Here is a 21475-nt window from a genome sequence, read left to right on the forward strand (position 1 = left end):
TTTAGCGTTCAAGTTCCATCTGGGCAAAGTGTTCAATCAGCATTCGGTGGATGAAGATGTAGCCGCCACCTACTTTTTGTAGGAAGATTCGTTCTGCGGCGTAGTCGAGGAAGCGAGCGTAGTTCCAGGGGATAGCACCACTTTGCCAAAGGACAAGGCGCAGAGATAGATGTTGGAGCAAAGGTAAATAACTAAAGCAAGCCAAAAAGCCAAGAATACAAGAAATGCCTCGATAGTATATAACTGGAATTTGGAAAGCTATGATATAAAAAATACAGAAAAGTATTGAAATTAAAAATGCAGTTTTTGAAGCCTCTCTTACTCGATAGTTGGGAGCTGGCGATTCTTCTATTTCTTCGGATGTCACAATGCAAAGGAAGCTTATACTCGAATAAATAATGAATAAAAATAATCCTATAATAAAGGTAAATAATCTGAAAAGTACATTGATTAACAAGCCTCCTTTTAATTTAATCATATGTACATACTGATACAGTATCGTATATAGAAAAATTATCGCATATAGAAAAATATCATTTGAGTTTTGATTGGAATCTATTGATTCGTTGACTTCATTAGTAACTGCTCTAGAGCTTTGAATTAGCAACTCAAAATATTCTTTTGAATTGCTGCCTAACTTTTCCATGCCGATTGCATAGGCTAATTTTCCGAAAAGTATATGAATTGGTATGATAATCGGCAATAGCAGTATCTGCCACATCAACTCGGATATCCGTAAAGTTTTTCCTAGCGAAGGTTTCAATACTTTATCTTTCAAATCTCTCAGTGAAGGGACTTTTAATCGAAATCTCGAAGAGAGATCAATGTCATGAAGAATAGGTATATTATCTTGGAACTCTCTTGGTAGCTTTTTCCTGAATAGAAAGCAAAAAACTTGAACGATGGGATACATTATTAATCGTATACCATCAGCTTTAGACCCAGTAGATAAAATAAATCCACCGTATGAGCCGAATAGTAATATGCTATTGGAAATAAATAACCATGAGAATGAATGATGATGCTGAAACCATTGCAAAACAACAATCGTAGCAATAGTTCCAGAAGTCACTAAATTCATTATGAAAAGTAACACCCAATATTGCCATTGACGGAATTTATTTTTTAGATAACGAGGCTGCATTTCCTCAATTAAAAATACTGTTGACGACTCCTGAACCATCTGCTGCGCCAACCAAATCAGCCAGCGCATTACTTGCCCCTTTGAGTATCGCTGATTAGCCTTCCGACGCTTAAACATTTTCTCGATATATGCATCAAATAGCTGCCTACGCCGTTCTTCCACCACATCAGTTTTGGGCAAGTCCTCAACCGCAACTCCCTGGTAAGCCAGAGTCATAATATTGAGCATTAGAGGTGAGGAAGCTAACTCTTGCAATACTGTATCTTTTGCCATTAATACCCTTAACCCCGCTAAGTCAGCACCGACACTATCCAAATAATTATAGATTTGCTCTAAAGTCAGCAATCTTATATAAACAGCACTTTGAAAATTCAGACGGTTAGATAAGAATTCATAGTCTTTAATCCGACTGCACACCACCAATTCTGCACCATACTCTTGCTTGAATTGGTTCAATGCTGCAATACAGTCGCCTCGATACTCCGCCTTTACTTCATCTAAACCATCCAGCAAAGGTAGAAGTTTCTGTTGTGTTACCCAGACTTGTCCAATATCCTTTGGAATATCATACCTAGTATAAAGTTCTTCCACTAACCAATTAGCTATTTTTTGCTGTTTATTAGTCCAAGCTGAAAGATTTAAAAAAGCGGGAATTAGGAGATTACTATTTTGTTTAGCACGGGCAATTAAATCGCGTGTGAGTTCCAATAACGTCGTGGTTTTTCCTGACCCAGGTTCCCCTAATATTAGTAGCGTCCGCCCTTCACCGATTTGGTCAAAGATATCAATTATTTTAGTTCCATCGGGGAGAGGTTGAGGCGAGGAGTCATCCGTCTCTATAATGAGGTTCCAAGGATTAGTAACCGCATCGGGGCGTTCCTCCAACCCCAACTCAATCCTCACCTGATTGTAGGGTGATTTTTCTAGAACACCTTTGACCCAAAAGTTGTTGACTTTATTGAGTAACGCCTGACGATTGCGGCATTCTTGTGGAGTTAATTGAGTTCCGCCAACAGCTTCCTGTCGATTAAAAAAATTCCAGACGTTGTTAATCTGACTGTTATTCCCTTGAATTGCTTGGTTTCCGTCTCCCTGAATTACACTATTTCTATCTCCCTGGATATTTCGGTTACTTTCTCGGTGAATAACGCGATTACTATCCCCTTGGACAGTTGATATATCCCCATCCACCTGAAAATTATCAGCCTGATGCTCAACTGATGAATTCACATCAGGCTGTTGTTCCTCGGAATTGTAATCAGGTAACTGGTTCATGAATTAGTTTATAAACCCAGGAGAGAAGAACCAGCAGCTGCACCTAACCAACCCGCAATTTTAGAGATAATTGGCTTGGCTGTATCCCAGAAATTTTTCCCGATGTCAACCGTCTTACTCGCGGTTTCAAGAGTTTCTGCAACACTTTCCAGGTTGGCGAGTGCGGTTTCTTTCTTCGGTTCCTCTTTTTCCGTTGCTTTTTTAGCAGCACCCAGATACATGGTGGCTTCTTCTTTAGTATCTTCCGGGAGTTCTGCTCCTCGAACCAGCTTGTCGAGTTCTGCTAATAGCTTAATAACATCAGCTTTCGTGAGCTGTTCCTCAGCCGTTGCAGAATTTTGACCGTAGGTTAATTGGTTATTGTTACCGTGAACACTTTGGTTATTGTCACCCTGAATGTTATTGTCACCTTCAAGGGTTCGGTTATTTTTGCCTTGAACTTGACGGTTACTGATATCGCCGCCGACAGAACCACCCACAGAAAATCCACCAGGATTGTTAGTCATGTTCGTTACCTCTTGTATTTGATTGCGTGTATAAAAGTTTGGACGCTGTAGCGCCGTCTCTACCATAGTCTCTAAACTGGAAATTCGGCTATCTTTCTCAGCGAGTAGTGCCTGTACCTCTGCCTCGGCTAAGGCTTTAATCTGGTTATAAGTCTTGAAATACTCAGTATTCAGCTTAGAATGATCAGCGCCAGGAGCCGTTGCTGCACGGAGTAAGAACTTATCTTTACCCCGTTTCTCCATCGCCACAATCTCTAACTCAGCCTCGGGATTATTTTCAGCTAACTGCTTAAAGGAAATTGCAATGGCGCGAGGATCAACCCCTTGATTGTGATAGAGATCAAGGGTATCAACTATAGGCTTGATAAAGTCAGCAAAATCCCCATCTTCAAACTCTTCTTCCCGGTTATCGGGTTTGCGGCGAGGTTCAGGGTCACCCTGCTGCATATCGTCTCAGAACCTCATCAGCTTTCATGCCATTCGCTTTCGGTGTCAGTATGACTAAAAATGTTGTCTAGGGTGAATTGTTAATCCTTTTTTTCAAAACTTTGCTAAACATTAGCCTCCTTTAACCAACCCCTCCAACACCATCATCTTCGCCTCCAGAGACGCCACCCGTTCATTCAGGGGAATCTCCTCACTACACCCCATATAAGACGCCAACGCATTAATCACCACCTCCGTCTTCGACAACCCCGTGCGTTCGATGTAGTCAGTCAGACGTTGGTTGAGATGAGTAGGAATGCGGATACCGAGTTGGACTGAGTTCATCGGGAAAACCGGAAAAAGATATTTTAATCTAGCCAATGCCTAGCGGAATTTGACAAGGGTGTCGTATCAAATCTTAAACGTTTCACCCTAACCCCTTCCCAATCAAAGCATCCCACCCCCTTTATAGCGCTACGCGCTATGCAATAGGCAATAGTGAAGAAAAACACTGACTCATCAAGGGATTGAGCGATTTAAATTTTTCTTTTTTTGTCCTAACCTTAGAGTATAGTGCTATATAATCTAGTCCGCGCAGGCGGACTTTGTTTGTGTAGCTGCGACTTCCAGTCGCCATTGCATCAAAAACGGATTCGGCTTACAGGTTGACAATCACCCCCTACAATAAAAGAACGCGCAGGCGTCGCCAACTCCCCCGATAAATCACCTATTTATCTCAAATCTACGCTATGCTCCAGGTTATTGGTGTTACCAAAGCGATTACAAACGGTTTACTTTTTTGACCCTAAGTATAAACTCTATAGTGAAACACAGGATAATTTAGGCAATCAAGGAAAGCCGAAAGCAGCAGATATCCAAAAAATGCATACCTATCATGACGCCATCCAAGATAGAACGGGTAATCAAGTTGTGCAATATGCGGCGATTCTTTATCCTGGTTCCTACAAGTCATATTCCGGAGGAGAAATTGAAGCGCTTCCAGCCTATCCTGGAAATGAGGCTAAACTACAGCAGCACCTGTATCCTGTGTTAGAGAACGCCCTCACGGTTGTGTAATCGCGTGAATTCATGAGTCTGGATGTAATTGTTATCGGTAGCGGGATTGGCGGATTGACGGCGGGTGCTTTACTCGCCCGTTATGGCAAGCGGGTGCTAGTCTGTGAAAGCCATGCTATTCCCGGCGGTGCGGCGCATAGTTTCCACCGACAGGGGTTTGAGTTTGATTCGGGTCCTTCGTTTTATTGTGGCTTGAGTCACCAACGCCCCAGTCTTAACCCCTTACGGCAAGTTTTGGATGTCCTGGGCGAGTCGTTAGAAACGGTTCCCTATGACCCCCTAGGACATTACCATTTTCCCGAAGCGACGTTACCTGTGTATAGTGACGCCCAACGGTATCGAGAAGCCGTGGCGGAGATTACGCCTCAAGGCGCGAAAGAATTGGCACAATTTGAAAAACGCCTGCTTTCTCTCTATGAGGGGTTGCGAGAGATTCCCACGATCGCATTACGATCGGATTTGCAAGTGATTCCAGTTTTAGTGGGACGTTATTTACCCTCGCTCTTAAAATTACTGCCTCACCTGGGACTTGTCCAGAATTCTGTGGGCAAAATCATGGATGAAACCGTGGGTGATCCCTGGGTGCGGCGGCTGATTGATGTGGAATGCTTTTTGTTATCGGGATTAAAGGCACAGGGAACGATCGCGCCTGAGGTAGCCTTTATGTTAGGGGAACGTTCCCGTGCGGGTGTGGAGTATCCCCTGGGTGGAAGTCGGGCGATTGTAGAGGCGTTGGTGCGTGGGTTAGAACGCTGGGGGGGTGAGTTGCGCCTAAATGCCCATGTTGACCAAATTTTAGTCCAAGGGGGGAAAGTGGTTGGGGTGCGGTTGCAACGGGGAGAGGTGTTGAACGCCCCGGTGGTGATCTCTAATGCCACAATTTGGGATACCTACAGTCAGTTATTGCGCCCAGAAGACTTACCCAAAGCGTACCGGAAACAGTCCCTAGAAACCCCAGCCGTAGAGAGTTTCATGCACCTACATTTAGGGATTCGGGCGGAGGGGTTAGAGGGATTGACAGGACATCATGTCGTGGTTCACGATGCTAATCGGGATATTACTGAACCGGGTAATACCTGCATGATTTCTATTCCCTCGGTATGGGATGCTAATCTTGCCCCGATGGGTCATCATGTGATTCATGCCTATACCTTAGAACCCTACCAGGGTTGGCAGCGTGATGATAAATATAAGGAGAAGAAAAAGGCGCGATCGCAATCCTTATTCCGGGCGTTAGAACGGGTGATTCCGGATATTCGAGAACGGATTACCTTAGAACTGATTGGTACACCCTTAACTCATTCTGATTATTTACGTCGCTATCAAGGAACTTATGGTCCCGCGATCGCAGCAGGTAAAGCCATGTTTCCCAGTTGTCACACGCCGATTCCCGGATTGTATCGGGTGGGGGATAGTACAATGCCAGGAATTGGGGTGCCTGCGGTGGCGGGTTCAGGTATTCTTTGCGCCAATACCTTAGTGACACCCTCGCAAACTGCCGAGTTATTGGCATATCTGGGTAACAAAGGGTGTAATTGAGGTTGGAGTTGAGGAATTGTATCGGTGAGGCTAAAAGCGTCATTGGCGAGGCTCTGAGCGTCCTTCCCCCACGCTCAGAGTGTCATTCCCCCACGCTCAGAGTGTCATTCCCCTACGCTCATAGCGTCATTGACGAGGCTTAGAGTGTCCTTACCCCACGCTCATAGCGTCATTGACGAGGCTCAGAGTGTCCTTCATCCAAGCTCATAGCGTCATTGGCGAGGCTCATAGCGTCATTTACTCAGGCTCAGAGTGTCATTCGCGAGACTCGGAGACTCACGGGTGAGATTTCGAGGCTGATGGTATTGGGAGCCGGGGGAGCCGGGTTTGTTCCAGACGTAGCATGCTACGTCTCTTAGCTGGGGTAGCCATAGTACATTTTCCCCTTTCTCCCCCCCTTTCAAAGGGGGGTTAGGGGGGATAGAGAGGGGCTGGGGGAGAGGTCAATCACCACCCTAACCAATTCCCGATTCCAACGCGCCGAAGGCACCCGCCGTTTGGGAGAAAGCATCGCCCAACGCTTCAAGAGCTCCCCCTGCTTCCTCCACCAGACTTATTCAGCAGACCCTCCTTACTTCTGGGGCGCTTGGATATGTCAGGGGGAGACGAAAGCGGTGAGGTTGAAAGGGTTAAATCCGTAGACTCAGATCTTACGACAAATTCCCAACTACGAACGTGAATTAAATTGCTGACAATATTTCAAAAAACGCCCAGGAATCTCTATTTTCCCCCCCCAATGCAAATGAATATAGGATGCATGTATCTGATACATTTTCCACCCCTCAATACTCACTTTCCCCTTCGGCTCATATCCTTGGATTTCAAATAAAGGATGCTCAGGAGTTGCGGTTAACTGGGAACGATGAAATTCATGTCCCCAAACTTTTTCACCGGCTAATACTAAGGGTGTATTTTGTAATGCTGTTGCTTGACGATATCCCAGGGTTAAACGTTTACCCATTACCGCCTTTGTGGGTAATATCCCTACCATCGACCAAGATTTCTCCTCAAAATCTGTAACCTCTTGACATAAATACATCAAACCGCCGCATTCAGCATAGGTGGGCATTCCTTGCACAATAGCATTCCATACCGCCTGACGCGCCTCGATATTATCCGCCAATTCCTGAGCAAATACTTCCGGGAAGCCGCCGCCAAAATAAAGTCCCTGCACACCTGCGGGTAACGTGGTATCCCCTAGGGGACTCCAGGGAACTAATTGGGCTCCCAATTTTTGCAATAAATCCAGATTATCTTGATAGTAGAAACTAAAGGCGCGATCGCGAGCGATGGCAATTCGGGTAATGGGTTGAGAGACACCAGGGGTTAAGGGTTGATGGTTGACCGTTGAATCGTGACGATCTGCCCTCAACAGCGGCAATAAATACTCCCAATTAAAGCAAGTTTCGCCAATATCAGCCAGTTGGTCAATTAACTGAAAAAGAAAAGTCAGTTCATCGGTGGGAACTAAACCCAGATGGCGATCAGGAATCCTCAGACTATCCTGACGCCGGAGTACACCGAGTATGGGTAATTGTAAGGGTTCTAGGGCATCTTGAAGTAATTCTAAATGGCGATCGCTCCCCACTCGATTCAACACCACCCCAGCCACTTGGATACTCTGATCAAAAGAACGATACCCCTGTGCGATCGCGGCGACGGAGCGAGATAAGCGACTACAATCTAAAACCAACAGCACAGGAACATGTAACAGTCGGGCAATATGCGCTGTACTGGCAACATCATCGCGTCCTGATGCCCCATCAAACAACCCCATTACCCCTTCAATCAGAGCATAGTCTACGCCGTCCAGATGACGGTTAAAACAGGCTTGAACATAGGATTCGGACGTTAACACCGGATCTAAATTACGACAGGGGCGCCCCGTCACCCGTTGATGAAACATCGGGTCAATGTAATCCGGACCCACTTTAAAGGATTGTACTCGACGATACCGCCGCGATAAACACGAAAGTAGGGCAAGCGTCACCGTTGTTTTGCCCACCCCACTTCGTTCACCAGCAATGATTAAAGCCATAGAAATGTAGGAACATTTTGGGCATTGCCCGTGAATGTGTAGGGGCGGGTTTTACTACTATCGTTTCTTACCTGACAAGGGATGCAACTAAACCCGCCCCGATTCCCCCATTTACCCTTCGCTTCGCTAGTCGGACATTGCCCGTGAATGTGTAGGGGCGGGTTTAGGGACTTTATGCTTGGTTGTGGATAATAACGTTTGTGCGAAACCCGCCCTCCTCTCCCCCTGATCCTAGACGTGCCATGGCAGACGTGCCATGGCACGTCTCTACAACCCCCACACCCTACACCATAAACCCATACCTAATCCCTAACTCCCAGCTTTCAGGATCTGCCCAGCCACCGCCAGAGTTTCTTCATACAGCAAATCGCGACCCCAACGTTGCAACTGCTGACTCAACAACTGCTCCGTTTTTTGGTCAAACATCGGAGTAACCTGCTGAATACGGCACGATTGCGCCCCGCCATGTGCCTCCATCCGCATACAACCGGTGGTTTCTGAACATAACACCGTGCAGCAGTCAGCGTCCATATTAGTTGAACCCAAACGTAGGCTAATCAAATCTCCCGCCACTTCTCCCACATCAACCGTGGGAATCCCGGCTAATTCAGCTTCTACAGTGCGATGTTCGGGAGTGGTGAATTTAACCCGTCGAATATCATATTCCCCACCCTCCTTCTGATAAGAAACCGGACGCCACTGGAGTCGAGACGCCAACCACCCCAGAAACATTAAAGCCTGAGCGGGATTGCCTTGCTCGTAATCGATGGTAACTTGGTCAACCTCTTTGAGGGCAGAGCGACGCTCTGGCGGATCAAATGCCTCAGCCGTCAACTCTTGCCACGAGGCTAACCGCCGCCAGTTGAGGTCAGCCATGGGTATCTCTTGGGTGATGAATTCCTGTAGTCGCGATAACCCAATTTCGGGTTTTTGGAAGGCACTGGAATCAATTATCACGCTATTGCTAACCCCAGCCAGTCGTTTGAATAACCCATAATCCGGATCGGGTGTTCCCTTCCACCAAACAAACTTAGGCAGATCACCAATCATCAGTTCACAGATCATACCCCCGATACGCTCTAAAGCTGCCGTTGTGCCACTCAAGGTAATGTATTCGCAGCAAACCAGGGTACTTTTACTGTGCTTTTGAATGGGACAAGAGGCAGAGACTTGAACATTCACCCCTTCATCTTCACCGACAATGGGGCATAGGGCGATAATCCGACAAGGATTCGCCGCCGCGATCGCATCAGCAATTCCCGATGCTTCTATATCAGCCGAATAGGGTTGCCGTTTGGTTTCCCCATTTCCATTTGCCTGTTGCTGATTCAGTTCATTATGCTCTTGGCGCAGTTTTGTCTTGGTTTTTTCATCCGCCTTACCTGTTCTAGGCAGTCCATAAGCTTTCTGTGCGGCTTTGAGCGCGGCAAACATACGCGGTCCGATAATTCCGTCAATCGGACCTGAATAATATCCCAATGCGCTTAAAAGTAGTTGAGTTTCTTCGGGTTCATAAACCACCAACGTAAAGGTGGTTGCCCGTACAGCAGTGGGAACATCGCTGTTCCCATCTGTTGTACTGTAGCTTTGCCAGATATCCCGAAGTTCTTCCTCAATTTCATGTAAGGAAATCTCTTTGGGCGATTGTAGAGAAAGAATTGGAGGAGATTGTACCATCGTTATTTATCCTTCGTTATTTGTTTTTGGTTATTAGTCATTCGTCATTGGTCATTCGTCATTCGTCATACTCGCTTTCATCGAGAAGCAAGCTACGTCATTCGTCACACTCGCTCCCAAAAAGAAGCAAGCTACATCTTCCCCTGCTCCCCCTGCTCCCCCTGCTCCCCCTGCTCCCAGACGTTGCATGCAACGTCTCTACATTACTAGGGTCTACGCCAGCGGCGCCCGTCCCGATTAATCAGGTTTTCCGCCTCCGTGGGTTCCCAAGTCCCAGCTTCGTATTGGGGAATTGATTTGGGGTCAGTGGGTGCTTCCCAAGCTGATAGGGCTGGGGTAATCACCCGCCATGCTTCTTCCACTTCATCGGCACGGGTAAACAACGTTTGATCCCCCAACATACAATCGAGTAATAATCGATTGTAGGCATCGGATGTCGCCATGCCAAAGGATGAGCCATAGCTAAAATCCATATCCACTGTGCGGGTACGTAGCTGCGGACCCGGCATTTTTGCCTCAAATCGCAGGGAAATCCCTTCATTGGGTTGAATCCGCATCGTTAGCACATTGGGGCTGGTTTGTTGGGCGGCGGATTGGAAAATCAGTAAGGGGACATCGCGAAATTGAATCGCAATCTCACTAACTTTCTTCGGTAACCGCTTCCCTGTCCGCAGATAGAAGGGAACACCTTGCCAACGCCAGTTATCGATCAGGAGTTTCATCGCCACGTAAGTGGGAGTGATGGAGTTGGGATCAACGCCCTCTTCTTCTCGATATCCTGGTACTGCCTGCCCTTTCATCCACCCTGCCTTGTACTGACCCCGAACAGCTGAATATTCTAAGTTATTAATATCGGCTAAATGTGTTGCCTGCACTACTTTTACCTTTTCAGTCCGGATACTATCTGCATCCAGAGAATTGGGAGGTTCCATTGCTGTCAAGCAAAACAGTTGCATCAAATGGTTCTGCACCATATCCCGCAGTGCACCTGAGCTTTCATAGTAACCCGCTCGATCTTCGACGCCCACGGTTTCGGCTACGGTAATCTGAACGTGATCCACAAACTGGCGATTCCACAAGGGTTCAAATATGGCGTTGGCAAAGCGGAAGACTAAGAGATTCTGAACAGTTTCTTTGCCCAAGTAGTGGTCAATCCGATAAACCTGATCCTCACGACACACTTGCTGCACCACCCGGTTGAGAATTTGGGCTGAACTCAAATCTCGACCAAAGGGTTTTTCGATCACCAGGCGATGCTTGATCGGATCTGCCAGCATTCCGGCTGTCCCCAGTTGGCGGATGGCTTCGGGGAAAAACTTAGGCGCAACGGCTAGATAAAATACCCGATTTCCCCGCGTCCCCCGTTTGCCATCCAGTTCTGCCAAAAATGCTTTTAATTTCTGATAGCTTTCCGGCTTATCCATATTACCGGGACAGTAGAATAGCCCTTCAGCAAAATCGTTCCACAGTTCTTCGGAGTGAATTCCATCAGAAAACTCCTCGATCCCTTCCCGCATCTGTTCCCGAAAATAGTCATGACTCCATTCTCGACGGGCTACACCAACAATTGTAATTTCGGCGGGAAGCCGTCGTTGGCGTTTGAGCTGATACAGGGCGGGTACTAGCTTGCGTTGGGTCAAGTCTCCCGATGCGCCAAAAATCACTAAAATTAGTGGTTCTGGACTCCGTTCCTGTTGTAAACCAACGCGCAGGGGATTTTCTGTAAATGTCACCATTTTGAGTTTTGATTGTTGAATTTTTTGTAGGGGCGGGTTTGACTATTATCGTTTTTGACCTCACCCACATTTGACTCGCGCCCGCCCCGACACCGTGTCTAATGCGCTACATCGGTAAGGGCACTATCCTTCATCCGTGTCAACTTAAGCTTAAAGTCTTTCCCCGATTGACTTCCGTTATGGATGTTAGCAGTACTTCACAGTTTAGATCCCCCTAAATCCCCCTTCAAAAGGGGGACTTTGATTCGTTTATTATTCCCCCCGTGCAACAAAAAGCGAAGCAACTTCTGGCTTCCCCCATGGAACAAAAAGCGAATCAACATCTGGTTTCCCCCTTTTGAAGGGGGACGGAAGGGGGATCAAAAAGGGGGACGGGAGGGGGATCAAAAAGGGGGGCTAGGGGGGATCTCTTATTGAGTAACGGTTTAACCTTAAGTTGACACCAATGACTATCCTTGCGCCCCTACAGTAGGGTGTACCTCACCCGCAAAAGAACCGTTATACCTTTGCCAAGTCTTTGACTTTACTATCCAGAGAGGACATTAAGGATTCAAAGGGCTTGACAAATTTGTCAATACCTTCATCAAGTAGTTCATCCATCACTTGATCCAGATCGATCGCGATATCGGGATCTTTGAGGTTGTCAATTAACTGATGCGCCTGTTCCACATCTGTCTCAATCCGATTGTCTGGAGAACAGTGATCGGCACAAGCTTCGATTGTACTTGGTGGTAGGGTATTGACAGTATTGGGACCGATCAACTCATCGACGTACATGACATCGCTGTAGTCAGGATTTTTGGTGCTGGTGCTTGCCCACAAGAGGCGTTGCACGTTGGCACCTTTGGCGGACAGGGCTTTCCAGCGATCGGTTTGGATAATTTCTTTGAATTTCTGATAAGCGATTTTGGCATTCGCGATCGCGACTTTGCCTTTCACCTGTTTCAGTTTTACCTCTTTCTCGATCCGGTCAACCCCAAGTTTGAGTTTTTCGTCGATGCGATCGTCAATATTACTATCAATCCGGCTGAGGAAGAAACTGGCAACTGAGGCTAGCTTGCTAATATCTTCTCCTTTCTCTGCCCGCTTTTCTAAGCCTCGGACATAAGCCCAAGCGGTGTCAATGTAACTTTGGACTGAGAAAAGTAAGGTAACATTGACGTTAATCCCTTCACTAATCACTTGCTCAAAGGCGGGCAAGCCTTCGGGGGTGCCGGGGATTTTAATCATTACGTTTTCCCGACCAATGGCTTGATAATACCGACGAGCTTCATTAATCGTGCTTTCGGTATCTTTCGCGATCGTGGGGGGAACTTCAATGCTGACGTAACCGTCGAGTCCACCAGTTTTCTCATAAATCGGTTGGAGAATATCACAAGCGTTGCGAATATCCTCAAAGACAAGGGATTCATAAATCTCCTGCACCGATTTTTTGGCTTTAATCCCAGCTTCGATATCAGCGTCGTAAACTGCATTACCGACGATCGCTTTTTCAAAAATCGCTGGATTGGAGGTAATCCCGTGAACACCGCGATTCTCAATTAACTCTTTGAGTTCTCCGGATTCGATCAGAGTACGGCTGAGATTATCCATCCAGATACTTTGACCGTAATTGTTTTCGATTTCAAAGATCGGATTATTAGCTGTTGCTGTCATGATCAAACTCCTAAATTAGGTTATGGGTTATTGTTGTTGATGCAAAGCTGATGTCTCTTCCCGAAGGAACCATCAATCATCCGTCACGGTTGACTTCTGGCTAAGAACTAGCTGCGATCGCGTCTTTTGATTCTCGTGTTCGTTCTTGAATAAAGGACTCCACTAACGCCACATCCTCTTTACTCCCGATAATCAACGGTGTGCGCGTATGGAGTTTTTCGGGCACCACATCCATCAGGTTTTGGGTGCCGGTACTGGCTCGACCCCCAGCTTGTTCTATTAAAAAGGCTAAGGGCGCTGTTTCATACAGTAGACGCAACTTCCCTTCCGGTTTCTTCACTGTACCCGGATAAATGAATACGCCCCCTTGACATAAAATCCGATGGAAGTCTCCCACTAATGCTCCACTATAGCGAGCCGTGTAACCTTCATGGCGATGAACGTAGCGAATATAGTCTCGAATGGATTCATCCCACTGCCAGAAGTTTCCTTCATTGACACTATAAATCGGTCCATGCTCTGGCACTTTCATATTTTCCTGGGACAGAATAAACTCACCCAAGCTGGGATCAAGGGTAAACCCATGCACCCCAGTACCAATGGAGTAAACCAGCATTGTACTCGGTCCATAGATCACGTAGCCTGCGGCGATTTGTTGGTGTCCATCCTGCAACAGATCCTTCGCTTCGCCGTCGATGTCGTCGCCTTGTTGCCGACGAATGGCAAAAATTGAGCCGATATTTAAGTTAATATCAACATTCGAGGAGCCGTCAATCGGATCATAGATTAGGGAATAACGACCAATCGGGCAGTTTTCGGGAATATAGTAGGGTTTTTCCATTTCCTCGGATGCCAAGCGGCAAACGAGTCCACTTTGTTTAAAGACAGAGATAAACACATCGTTAGCATAAATATCCATCTTTTTGACGGATTCTCCCTGTACATTCACATTCCCGGTAAATCCCAATGCACCTTCGACCAAATCAGCGCGACTCAACCGCCGGGAAATAATTTTTGCGGCTAAGGCAATACGATTCATTAAGGCACTGAGATCTTGTGCGTCGGCACTGAAACTCTTAAGCTGTTGCAGAACATGCCGGGATAGGGTTGTGCAATCCCGATCCAGAGAATGCTCTTCGACTAAAGACCTCTCCACATCTGCCATATTTTGTCCTCCTTATCGTCGCGCTGTTGGTAAGGGAGGGTCTGTCTTGGGTTAAGAAGCCTCGCTCACCAATCTGGCATAGTAGTCTTTTCCACTTTACTCCCTATCTTATAGAGGCATTGACAAACAAGCGTCTCACCTTAGAGGAATTTTGACATCTTTTCACGTTGGCGGCGGCAGTGCAGTTGCTCAGATTGCATAGAAATGATGTCAAATCCGGCTGATTCGGGATCAGGAGTGCGATCGCGGCATGGCACACCTAAGTAAGATGGCTTAGCCTCATACCCAGAAACTGTAGGGGCGCACGGATGGTGCGCCCGATTTAACCGTAAAATCTATTTCACCATAGCTGTGCCACTACAGTACCCACCTCAGTTAAGGACTAATCAACTAAAATTTAGCTTGATCTGGCGAGAAGCCTCACGCCATAATCTACGATTTGGCGTTGAGATGAATCGCCAGTGAAGAAAAATTTATTTTCACTCTGAATCTTTATCGGCAAGAGTCGTATAATTGTAGTGGGAGGTGATAGAAGTTGAAGCGAAGCAAAGACACATTCAAGACAAGTTACCAGTATCGAATTGTGCCAAATAAGCAACAGTCAAAACAGCTAAACGAATGGCTGTACAAATTGTGCCGTATACACAATTTAATGCTAGAGGAACGGTTTAAATGGTGGGAGTGTAACCGCTCACCTGTCAATGCTTGCTCAATCTATATCACTCACCTACCAGAACTTAAAGACCAACCAACATACTACATTCAAAAACGCGCTAACCATTGGTCAAGGGAGTCTCATGATGTCTTATATAAAGGTGTTCATTCTCAGGTTATCCAGGAAGCAATTAAACGAGTAGAAGATACCTTCAATCGGTTCATCAATGGTGACTTTAAAAGACACAGAAGCGGCAAGCCTCGATTTAAGTCGGTCAAGCGTTACAGGACATTTTGTTTCCCTCAGCTTAAGGCAGACTGTCTAACGGTTTCGCCCAATCCCCATAAGCGTAAAAACGGGAAAGCTAGACGAGACATTGCTCAAATCAATCTACCTAAGATTGGTCAGGTTAAAGTTATTTATCATCGCCCTATTCCCGAAGGATTTACTATTAAAACGGGGCGAGTCTCTCACAAAGCAGATGGATGGTATGTGACTTTATTGCTAGAGGATAAGACCATCCCCAGTCTGACTCCACCAGAGATACAGGCAAATGAAGAGAACTCCTTAGGGCTAGATGTTGGTTTAGAGAAATTCTGGACAGCATCCGATGGAACCGTTGAAACTATCCAACAGCACTATCGCAAGTCAGAGGACAAACTAGCCAAGCTTCAAAACCGCAAGGACAAAAAGCCGCACAAATCAGCATCACGGCGCAAATTGGCAAAAAAGATATCTAAGCATCATCAAAAGCTACAACGGAAGCGGAAACAATTCCATTATGAGTCGTCTAATCAACTGGTAGGTCGTAATGAACAAGTGTTCTTTGTTGAGGATATCAAGTCCGCTAACTTATCCCATAAAAACAAGCCAAAACAGGATGCTAATGGCAAGTATTTGCCCAATGGACAATCAGCAAAATCAGGTTTAAACAAGTCAATTAATGACGCTAGCTGGGGTCAATTCCTCTCAATTCTCATTTACAAAGCTGCAAAAGCTGGTAAGTTGGTGGTGAAAGTGAAACCTCATAACACGAGTCAAGTATGCTCTTGTTGCGATCTCCTAGTTCAAAAGGATTTATCAATCCGAGTACATGAGTGTTTGTGTGGATTGATTCTAGACAGAGATTGGAACGCGGCGATCAATATCAAGAGAGTGGGGCTTTTGCATATTCCCCACTATAAAACGCCCCAAGCGTAGCCCTAAGACTACGACAAAGGAAGCCCACACTATACCCGTTTAGGGTTAGTGTGGGAGGATGTCACGAGTTGAAGTCATGAGAAAACTCTTCCCTGTTCCCGATTAAAAGTTCCCTCCCCTCACCCCTATACTTATTCAGCAAGCCCTCGTTAGGAGACATTTAAAATGTCATTTAAAAAATTTATCATAATTGGCACAACCCTAGTTGCTGTAGGAGGTGGCGCCGCTTATCTTTACGCTCAAGGATTTTGGGGTGTCGTAGATACCCCAGCCGCCAGTGCTAAAGTTATCCCCGATGAAGCCGTGATGGTTGGCTTTATTTCCACTGACCCTCAAGCCTGGATGCAGTTGCAGAAGTTTGGCACGCCAGAACTACAAACTTTGGTGAATCAGAGTCTGGAGGATTTACAAGCAGAAACTTTTAAGGATTCCCAAATTAGTTACGACAAAGACTTAGAACCTTGGCTGGGGAATGTCACGGTTGCTGTTTTACCGTCTACTTCTCCTGAAGCTGTAGACGACTCCCATGTTTTAACCGTTGTCACCATCAAAAATAAATTCAATCTCTTAAAGTTTGCCCGCCAATTAAAACGCGAAGACAAACTGGGCAAAACTCAGGAAATTGACTATAACGGGTTAACAATTTTGGAGACAACCGACGCGGAAAAAACTTTCTATTCAGCCGTATTGAGACAACATTTGGTCATATCTGAAGATGTGAAACCTGTACAATTAGCCATTGATAGTTTTAAGGGAGAACCCTCCCTGGCTAGCCAAGGGGATGTTGCCAAGCTATTCTCCCAAGATATCGATATTCTCAACCCAATTGTCAAGTTTTATATCCCTGACTATACCGCCTTTGTGCAAGAGATGGTTGCTAATAGTCCAGAGGTTGCACCCTTACCCCCCGCCACCTTAGAACAGTTGCAAGCCTTTAAGTCAGTCAAAATGGGAATGGGGATTGATGAGGTGGGAATCCGCCTAAAAACCATCGCCAATGTTGAACCATCGCCAATTCAAGTCGAATTTAAACCCAATCCGGGTCAAATTATCAGTCAATTTCCCGCTTCAACGATGATGCTGTTAACTGGAAATGGGATTAGCCAAGGATGGGATGCGATCGCAGAATCCGCCCAAACCGATCCCCAATTGCAACAAGGACTCAACAGCCTCAGAAGTGCCGCCAATAGCATCAATTTAGACGTGGATAACGGTATCTTTGGCTGGATGGATGGGGAATTTGCCCTCGGCGTGATTCCCTCCACAGAAGGGATACTCGCCCCCGTTGGCTTTGGTGGGGTGATTGTCTTTCAAACCAGCGATCGCGCTACCGCACAAGCTACATTAACTCAACTCGATACCCTCGCTCAACAGAATACCATTCAAGTTTTACCGAGAACCGTTCAAGGACAATCAGTTACTGAGTGGACAATTCCTGGACAAGGAACCTGGTTAGGATATGGTTGGCTGGATCAAAACTCACTATTTATCGCGATTGGTGAACCAATGATAGAAAAAATGCTGGCGAAGACTGAACCGTCTCTAGATCAGAGTGAATCGTTTATTGCAGTAACAGAAACTTTACCTCAATCTAATAATGGTTACTTTTATCTGGATATGGATAAAACGATGACTGTGGTTAATGGTTTTCTCGAAAATACCATCCCAGAAACACCTGACTCTTCCTCCGATACCCAAACTGCTTTAGCTATTTTAAATTCTGTGCAAGGAATCGGCGGAACTGTGACTCAAGAAAACCCATCGACTCATATTTTTGAAATGATTGTTACGCTTGAACCTAAAACTATTAACCGATAAAATACTTGTATTGACCGACGCTAGGACTTGCACTACGTCCGCGATCGCGCTTGGGTTATTTTTAATCTGAAGTTCCCCCTTTCAGATGTACTGCAACCGGGCTAAAGCCTTATACCGTAGTTTAATTTACCCCGGCGATCGGGTGGCAGGTATTCCTGGCTGTGGGCTGGTAAACTGTTTACAACTACCTTACTCAAAACTATTACGCTATCCTTATAGTTAACATGATCGTCGGTACGACAGAAGCCGCTGAAATTTTAAATATCTCTACCGCTCGACTGAGAGTCCTGCTGATTTCCGGTAGAGTGGAAGGCGCTTACAAGACCGGGAAAATGTGGTTAATGCCTCTATTTAACGGCAAACCGCTGATTAAGCTAGGTCAAAGAGGCCCGGCTCCCCGTTGGCGCAATCCCAGAAAGCCAGCGAAAACAATCATTCACGTTAACTCACAGAGAATTCGACAGAATCAAAAACACAACTCACACCAGCCGGTGATTACAGTCAAAAAGTGGTGCGACCCAACGCCGGTGATTGGGACAAAGGCACAGGCTCCCCAAACCGGCAAGACTAATGTGTATGGACATGAGGTAGAAATACCGGGAGGATGCCGGGTTGTTTATCGTCCAGATAGTCCCAGATGTGGTGCTAAGGTTTGGATCGAAACGTTTTACAACGTTAGGGTGATTTCTTGGCAGGAGGACGGCTCGTCTTAATTGAGAAGTTAGTCCATAGATTTGTGAGGAAGGAAAACTACGACTAAAACGATTAGTCTCACCACTCCTAACCAGGAAACGGCATTCACTCAAATCATGGTATTGCTAGCGATCGCAGGTATCTTCAGCACCGTTAAGGTATTAGAACAACGCCTTACTCCCCCAAAAATTAGAGAGCATTAGAAATAAAGTAGGACTCAACCCATCCAGAACCAGTCAATTCCCATGAATTGAGTTATCCTCAAAATAAAGACCTTGACAAACAACTCAGCAAAACCGGGCTAAACCGATGAGATTTATCAGTCCTAAAACTGACTTTGCGTTCAAGAAAATCTTTGGCTCAAACGAGAGTAAGGACATTCTAATTTCCTTCCTCAATGCCATGGTATACTGCGGTAATTCCGTCATCCAGGACTTAGAAATTATCGAACCCTATAATCCTGGCAATGTGGTCAATTTAAAAGATAGTTATCTGGATGTTAAGGCAGTATTAGCCGATAAAACAACTGTAATTATTGAAATGCAAGTTTGGAATGTTGAAGCGTTTCAAAAACGAGTCATTTATAACTTGTGTAAAACCTACACCAATCAGCTCAAGTCGGGACAGGGATATTCTTATCTCAATCCGGTCATTGCTTTAACCATCACTGACTTTAAATTATTCTCATCAACGGAAAAAGTAATTAACTGTTTTTACTTTCAAGAAGCCGTCGAACACCTTCCCTATCAGGAGCATGAGTTAAAGCTAGTATTTGTGGAACTGCCAAAATTTACGAAGAAGCTGGAAGAGTTGGAGACAGTAATCGATAAGTGGATCTACTTTATCAAAGAAACGTCCAACTTAGAAATCATTCCTGAAAACCTGAGAGAAGTACCACAAATTGAAAAAGCCTTAACTATAGCAAATCAAGCTAGTTTGACTGTTGAAGAATTGGAAGAAATCCAAAAACAAGAAATATTATTGGAGGACAGGCGAGGGGAATTGAGTTTAGCCAAAAGGGAAGGAATAGAAGAGGGAATAATAGAGGGAATAACAAAAGGCGAAAGAGGTTTACTATTGCGACAGATTGAGCGTCGTTTTGGAGAAATACCTGCTGACGCGATCGCATCAATTGAAGCCTTGACATCCCAAGATTTAGAACGTTTAGGAGAAGCACTGTGGGATTTTAATACCCGTGAAGATTTACTCAACTGGCTGTCTTGATTGATAATGACTCGGCGTGATTATTAGCGGTGGCAATGTAGACCTGACAAAATTACCTCAACTGTTTGGTACTAGGTAACAATTTTATATCATTCACAAATTGACAATGGATAATGAACAATGGATAATGACCTCTCCTTAAAAGAAGAGGATTGAAATTAAGGAAAATCTTTTTTAATTTCTTAAACGAAGAGGTCTTAGACCCAATTAATCAATTGTCAATTATCAATTATTAATTATCCATTGATAAAGCGGACATGATAGAAGCATGGATTAAGCTCAAAGGCTAGGGTTTTGTCCTTAACGGTGTTGAAATTCGACAACATCTTCTCGAATCACTACATCATAGTGACTATAGAAGTCTTGACCCAATAAACCCACGTCTAAATCTGCACCCCCGATCGCGACTTTGATATTCTGTTGAATCGCTTCTCCCACAGCGATAGAATCCACTTGACCAATCGCAAACTTAACCCCCTTAGCACTGGCTGTATCGGCGGTAATTTCACCCTCTGGAACTACACCCAGACGCTGCGCCATGGCTTGAGTAATTACTGTACCACTTGCCCCTGTATCAACAACCATGTTAAAGGTTTGTTCACCATTAAAGGTTACTTCAATTACAGGTGTTCCACCAATTCGCTGCTTGATTGGCGCTTTAACGATTTTTGGGGTTTCTATATTCTCCTGTAAGGGTTTCTCGGATATCGCCGGATTTTCAGCATCTGCGTCTGAGGAATTGGGGATTTTAGTAACAGTTTGGGTGGCGACGGTTAGGGGTTCAGGATCAGGGATAGGAGGACGAGTGGCTTGTTGTTGGGCAATGTTAAGATTGCGTTTATATTCTGCGATTTTCGACTGGGCGATCGCATAGTGGGGACTAGACGATGACACTGATGCTAAAAGCGCGATCGCCTCTTGCCAACGGCTGCTCACTAACTGCCAATCATCAGCCGATTGAGCAGATTGACTAATCGTCGCTGCGCTATAGGCAACATCTAGCGCTTGTTTATAAAGTTCTGTGGCGGTTTGGGGGGATGGCTGTGTGGTGGTTTCTACTGATTCTGGAGGTGTCGATGGTTGAGTGGAAACACTTGGCGCACTTGAGTTAACAATCGGTTGAGAGTTCTCCTCCAGACGCTCTGAGGAATCCAGACGACTACAAGCACCCATGCTTAATGTTAAGGTGCTAGAAAGAAAGACGATGACGGCGCGATCGCAAAATGACATAGTATCGGCTCAAACCGCTCATGAGCTATTTCTTTTCATTATGACGAATGATTTTGCCTTTCTCAACTATCTTATGAGGGCAAGAAAATCAAGATCAGTTTTGCCGATCTAGACAGAGACTACAACTGATCTTGCTGAGACAGTGGGCAATCCAGGATTATCTAGTTGTGGGGAGAAAGGGGGAGCAATAAGACCCACGCCATAATTTTTAATTGGGCGTTGGGATACAGGCTTACTTCCCCAACCTCATTGTTGTAAATTGACATTGGCTTCGATATAGATGCTCACAAAGCTAGTTGAAATTGCTGCAGTGTGAGTTGATTCTCGAAATCAATAATCAACAACCAACGCCAATCAAACTAACTAGTACCGCGGGACTCGCGGGAATGGAAACTGCCTGTGCAGACGGTCTACTG

At 45.5% G+C, this 21475-nt stretch carries 16 protein-coding genes; 6 read left to right on the top strand and 10 right to left on the bottom strand.

Annotation, left to right across the window (positions count from 1 at the left end; translation table 11 throughout):
* Position 1 precedes the first annotated feature (1 nt).
* The 3 genes from RLO19_RS01635 to RLO19_RS01645 form a co-directional block, all read right to left on the bottom strand.
* A complete protein-coding gene (locus RLO19_RS01635; RefSeq protein ID WP_446353236.1) occupies positions 2–2419 on the bottom strand; it encodes an NACHT domain-containing protein in 2418 nt (805 codons plus the stop codon).
* Between the two features lie 8 nt (positions 2420–2427).
* The gene (locus RLO19_RS01640) at positions 2428–3372 is read right to left on the bottom strand and encodes a hypothetical protein (protein WP_446353238.1); all 945 of its coding nucleotides are present in this window, start codon (positions 3370–3372) and stop codon (positions 2428–2430) included.
* Positions 3373–3483: 111 nt separating this feature from the next.
* Positions 3484–3696 (bottom strand): DNA-binding domain-containing protein, encoded by a 213-nt coding sequence (locus RLO19_RS01645; RefSeq protein ID WP_446353240.1) that lies wholly within the window; start codon positions 3694–3696, stop codon positions 3484–3486.
* 420 nt (positions 3697–4116) lie between these two features.
* Between RLO19_RS01645 and RLO19_RS01650 the strand changes: the two genes are divergently transcribed.
* The gene (locus RLO19_RS01650) at positions 4117–4428 is read left to right on the top strand and encodes a nuclease domain-containing protein (RefSeq protein WP_446353242.1); all 312 of its coding nucleotides are present in this window, start codon (positions 4117–4119) and stop codon (positions 4426–4428) included.
* A 12-nt stretch (positions 4429–4440) separates the two neighbouring features.
* A complete protein-coding gene (locus tag RLO19_RS01655; RefSeq protein WP_446353244.1) occupies positions 4441–5967 on the top strand; it encodes a phytoene desaturase family protein in 1527 nt (508 codons plus the stop codon).
* A 667-nt stretch (positions 5968–6634) separates the two neighbouring features.
* Here the strand turns inward: RLO19_RS01655 and RLO19_RS01660 are convergent.
* From RLO19_RS01660 to fbp, 6 genes are all read right to left on the bottom strand, one after another.
* Entirely contained in the window at positions 6635–8005 is a 1371-nt protein-coding gene (locus RLO19_RS01660; RefSeq protein WP_446353246.1) for a cobyrinate a,c-diamide synthase, read from the bottom strand.
* Positions 8006–8314: 309 nt separating this feature from the next.
* A complete protein-coding gene (gene opcA / locus RLO19_RS01665) occupies positions 8315–9682 on the bottom strand; it encodes a glucose-6-phosphate dehydrogenase assembly protein OpcA (RefSeq protein WP_446353248.1) in 1368 nt (455 codons plus the stop codon).
* A gap of 51 nt (positions 9683–9733) precedes the next feature.
* Positions 9734–9871, bottom strand: a complete 138-nt coding sequence (locus tag RLO19_RS01670) for a hypothetical protein (protein ID WP_446353250.1) — start codon at positions 9869–9871, stop codon at positions 9734–9736.
* 17 nt (positions 9872–9888) lie between these two features.
* Positions 9889–11418, bottom strand: coding sequence for a glucose-6-phosphate dehydrogenase (gene zwf / locus RLO19_RS01675; protein ID WP_446353252.1), 1530 nt, complete (start codon positions 11416–11418; stop codon positions 9889–9891).
* A gap of 498 nt (positions 11419–11916) precedes the next feature.
* A complete protein-coding gene (tal, locus tag RLO19_RS01680; protein WP_446353254.1) occupies positions 11917–13074 on the bottom strand; it encodes a transaldolase in 1158 nt (385 codons plus the stop codon).
* 100 nt (positions 13075–13174) lie between these two features.
* Complete coding sequence (gene fbp, locus RLO19_RS01685) at positions 13175–14239, bottom strand: class 1 fructose-bisphosphatase (RefSeq protein ID WP_446353256.1); 1065 nt, start codon at positions 14237–14239, stop codon at positions 13175–13177.
* 535 nt (positions 14240–14774) lie between these two features.
* On the opposite strand from fbp, the gene RLO19_RS01690 reads away from it, so the two are divergent.
* The 4 genes from RLO19_RS01690 (at position 14775) to RLO19_RS01705 (ending at position 19829) form a co-directional block, all read left to right on the top strand.
* Complete coding sequence (locus tag RLO19_RS01690) at positions 14775–16094, top strand: RNA-guided endonuclease InsQ/TnpB family protein (protein WP_446353258.1); 1320 nt, start codon at positions 14775–14777, stop codon at positions 16092–16094.
* A gap of 165 nt (positions 16095–16259) precedes the next feature.
* Entirely contained in the window at positions 16260–17912 is a 1653-nt protein-coding gene (locus RLO19_RS01695; RefSeq protein ID WP_446353260.1) for a DUF3352 domain-containing protein, read from the top strand.
* Positions 17913–18136: 224 nt separating this feature from the next.
* Positions 18137–18625: a DNA-binding protein gene (locus RLO19_RS01700; RefSeq protein WP_446353262.1), complete on the top strand. Its 489-nt coding sequence runs from the start codon at positions 18137–18139 to the stop codon at positions 18623–18625.
* A 289-nt stretch (positions 18626–18914) separates the two neighbouring features.
* Entirely contained in the window at positions 18915–19829 is a 915-nt protein-coding gene (locus RLO19_RS01705; RefSeq protein ID WP_446353264.1) for an Rpn family recombination-promoting nuclease/putative transposase, read from the top strand.
* A gap of 300 nt (positions 19830–20129) precedes the next feature.
* On the opposite strand, the gene RLO19_RS01710 is transcribed toward RLO19_RS01705, so the two are convergent.
* The gene (locus RLO19_RS01710) at positions 20130–21059 is read right to left on the bottom strand and encodes a retropepsin-like aspartic protease family protein (protein WP_446353266.1); all 930 of its coding nucleotides are present in this window, start codon (positions 21057–21059) and stop codon (positions 20130–20132) included.
* Between the last annotated feature and the right edge of the window lie 416 nt (positions 21060–21475).

The sequence above is a fragment of the Coleofasciculus sp. G2-EDA-02 genome (assembly GCF_040226375.1).
Lineage (GTDB): Bacteria > Cyanobacteriota > Cyanobacteriia > Cyanobacteriales > Coleofasciculaceae > Coleofasciculus.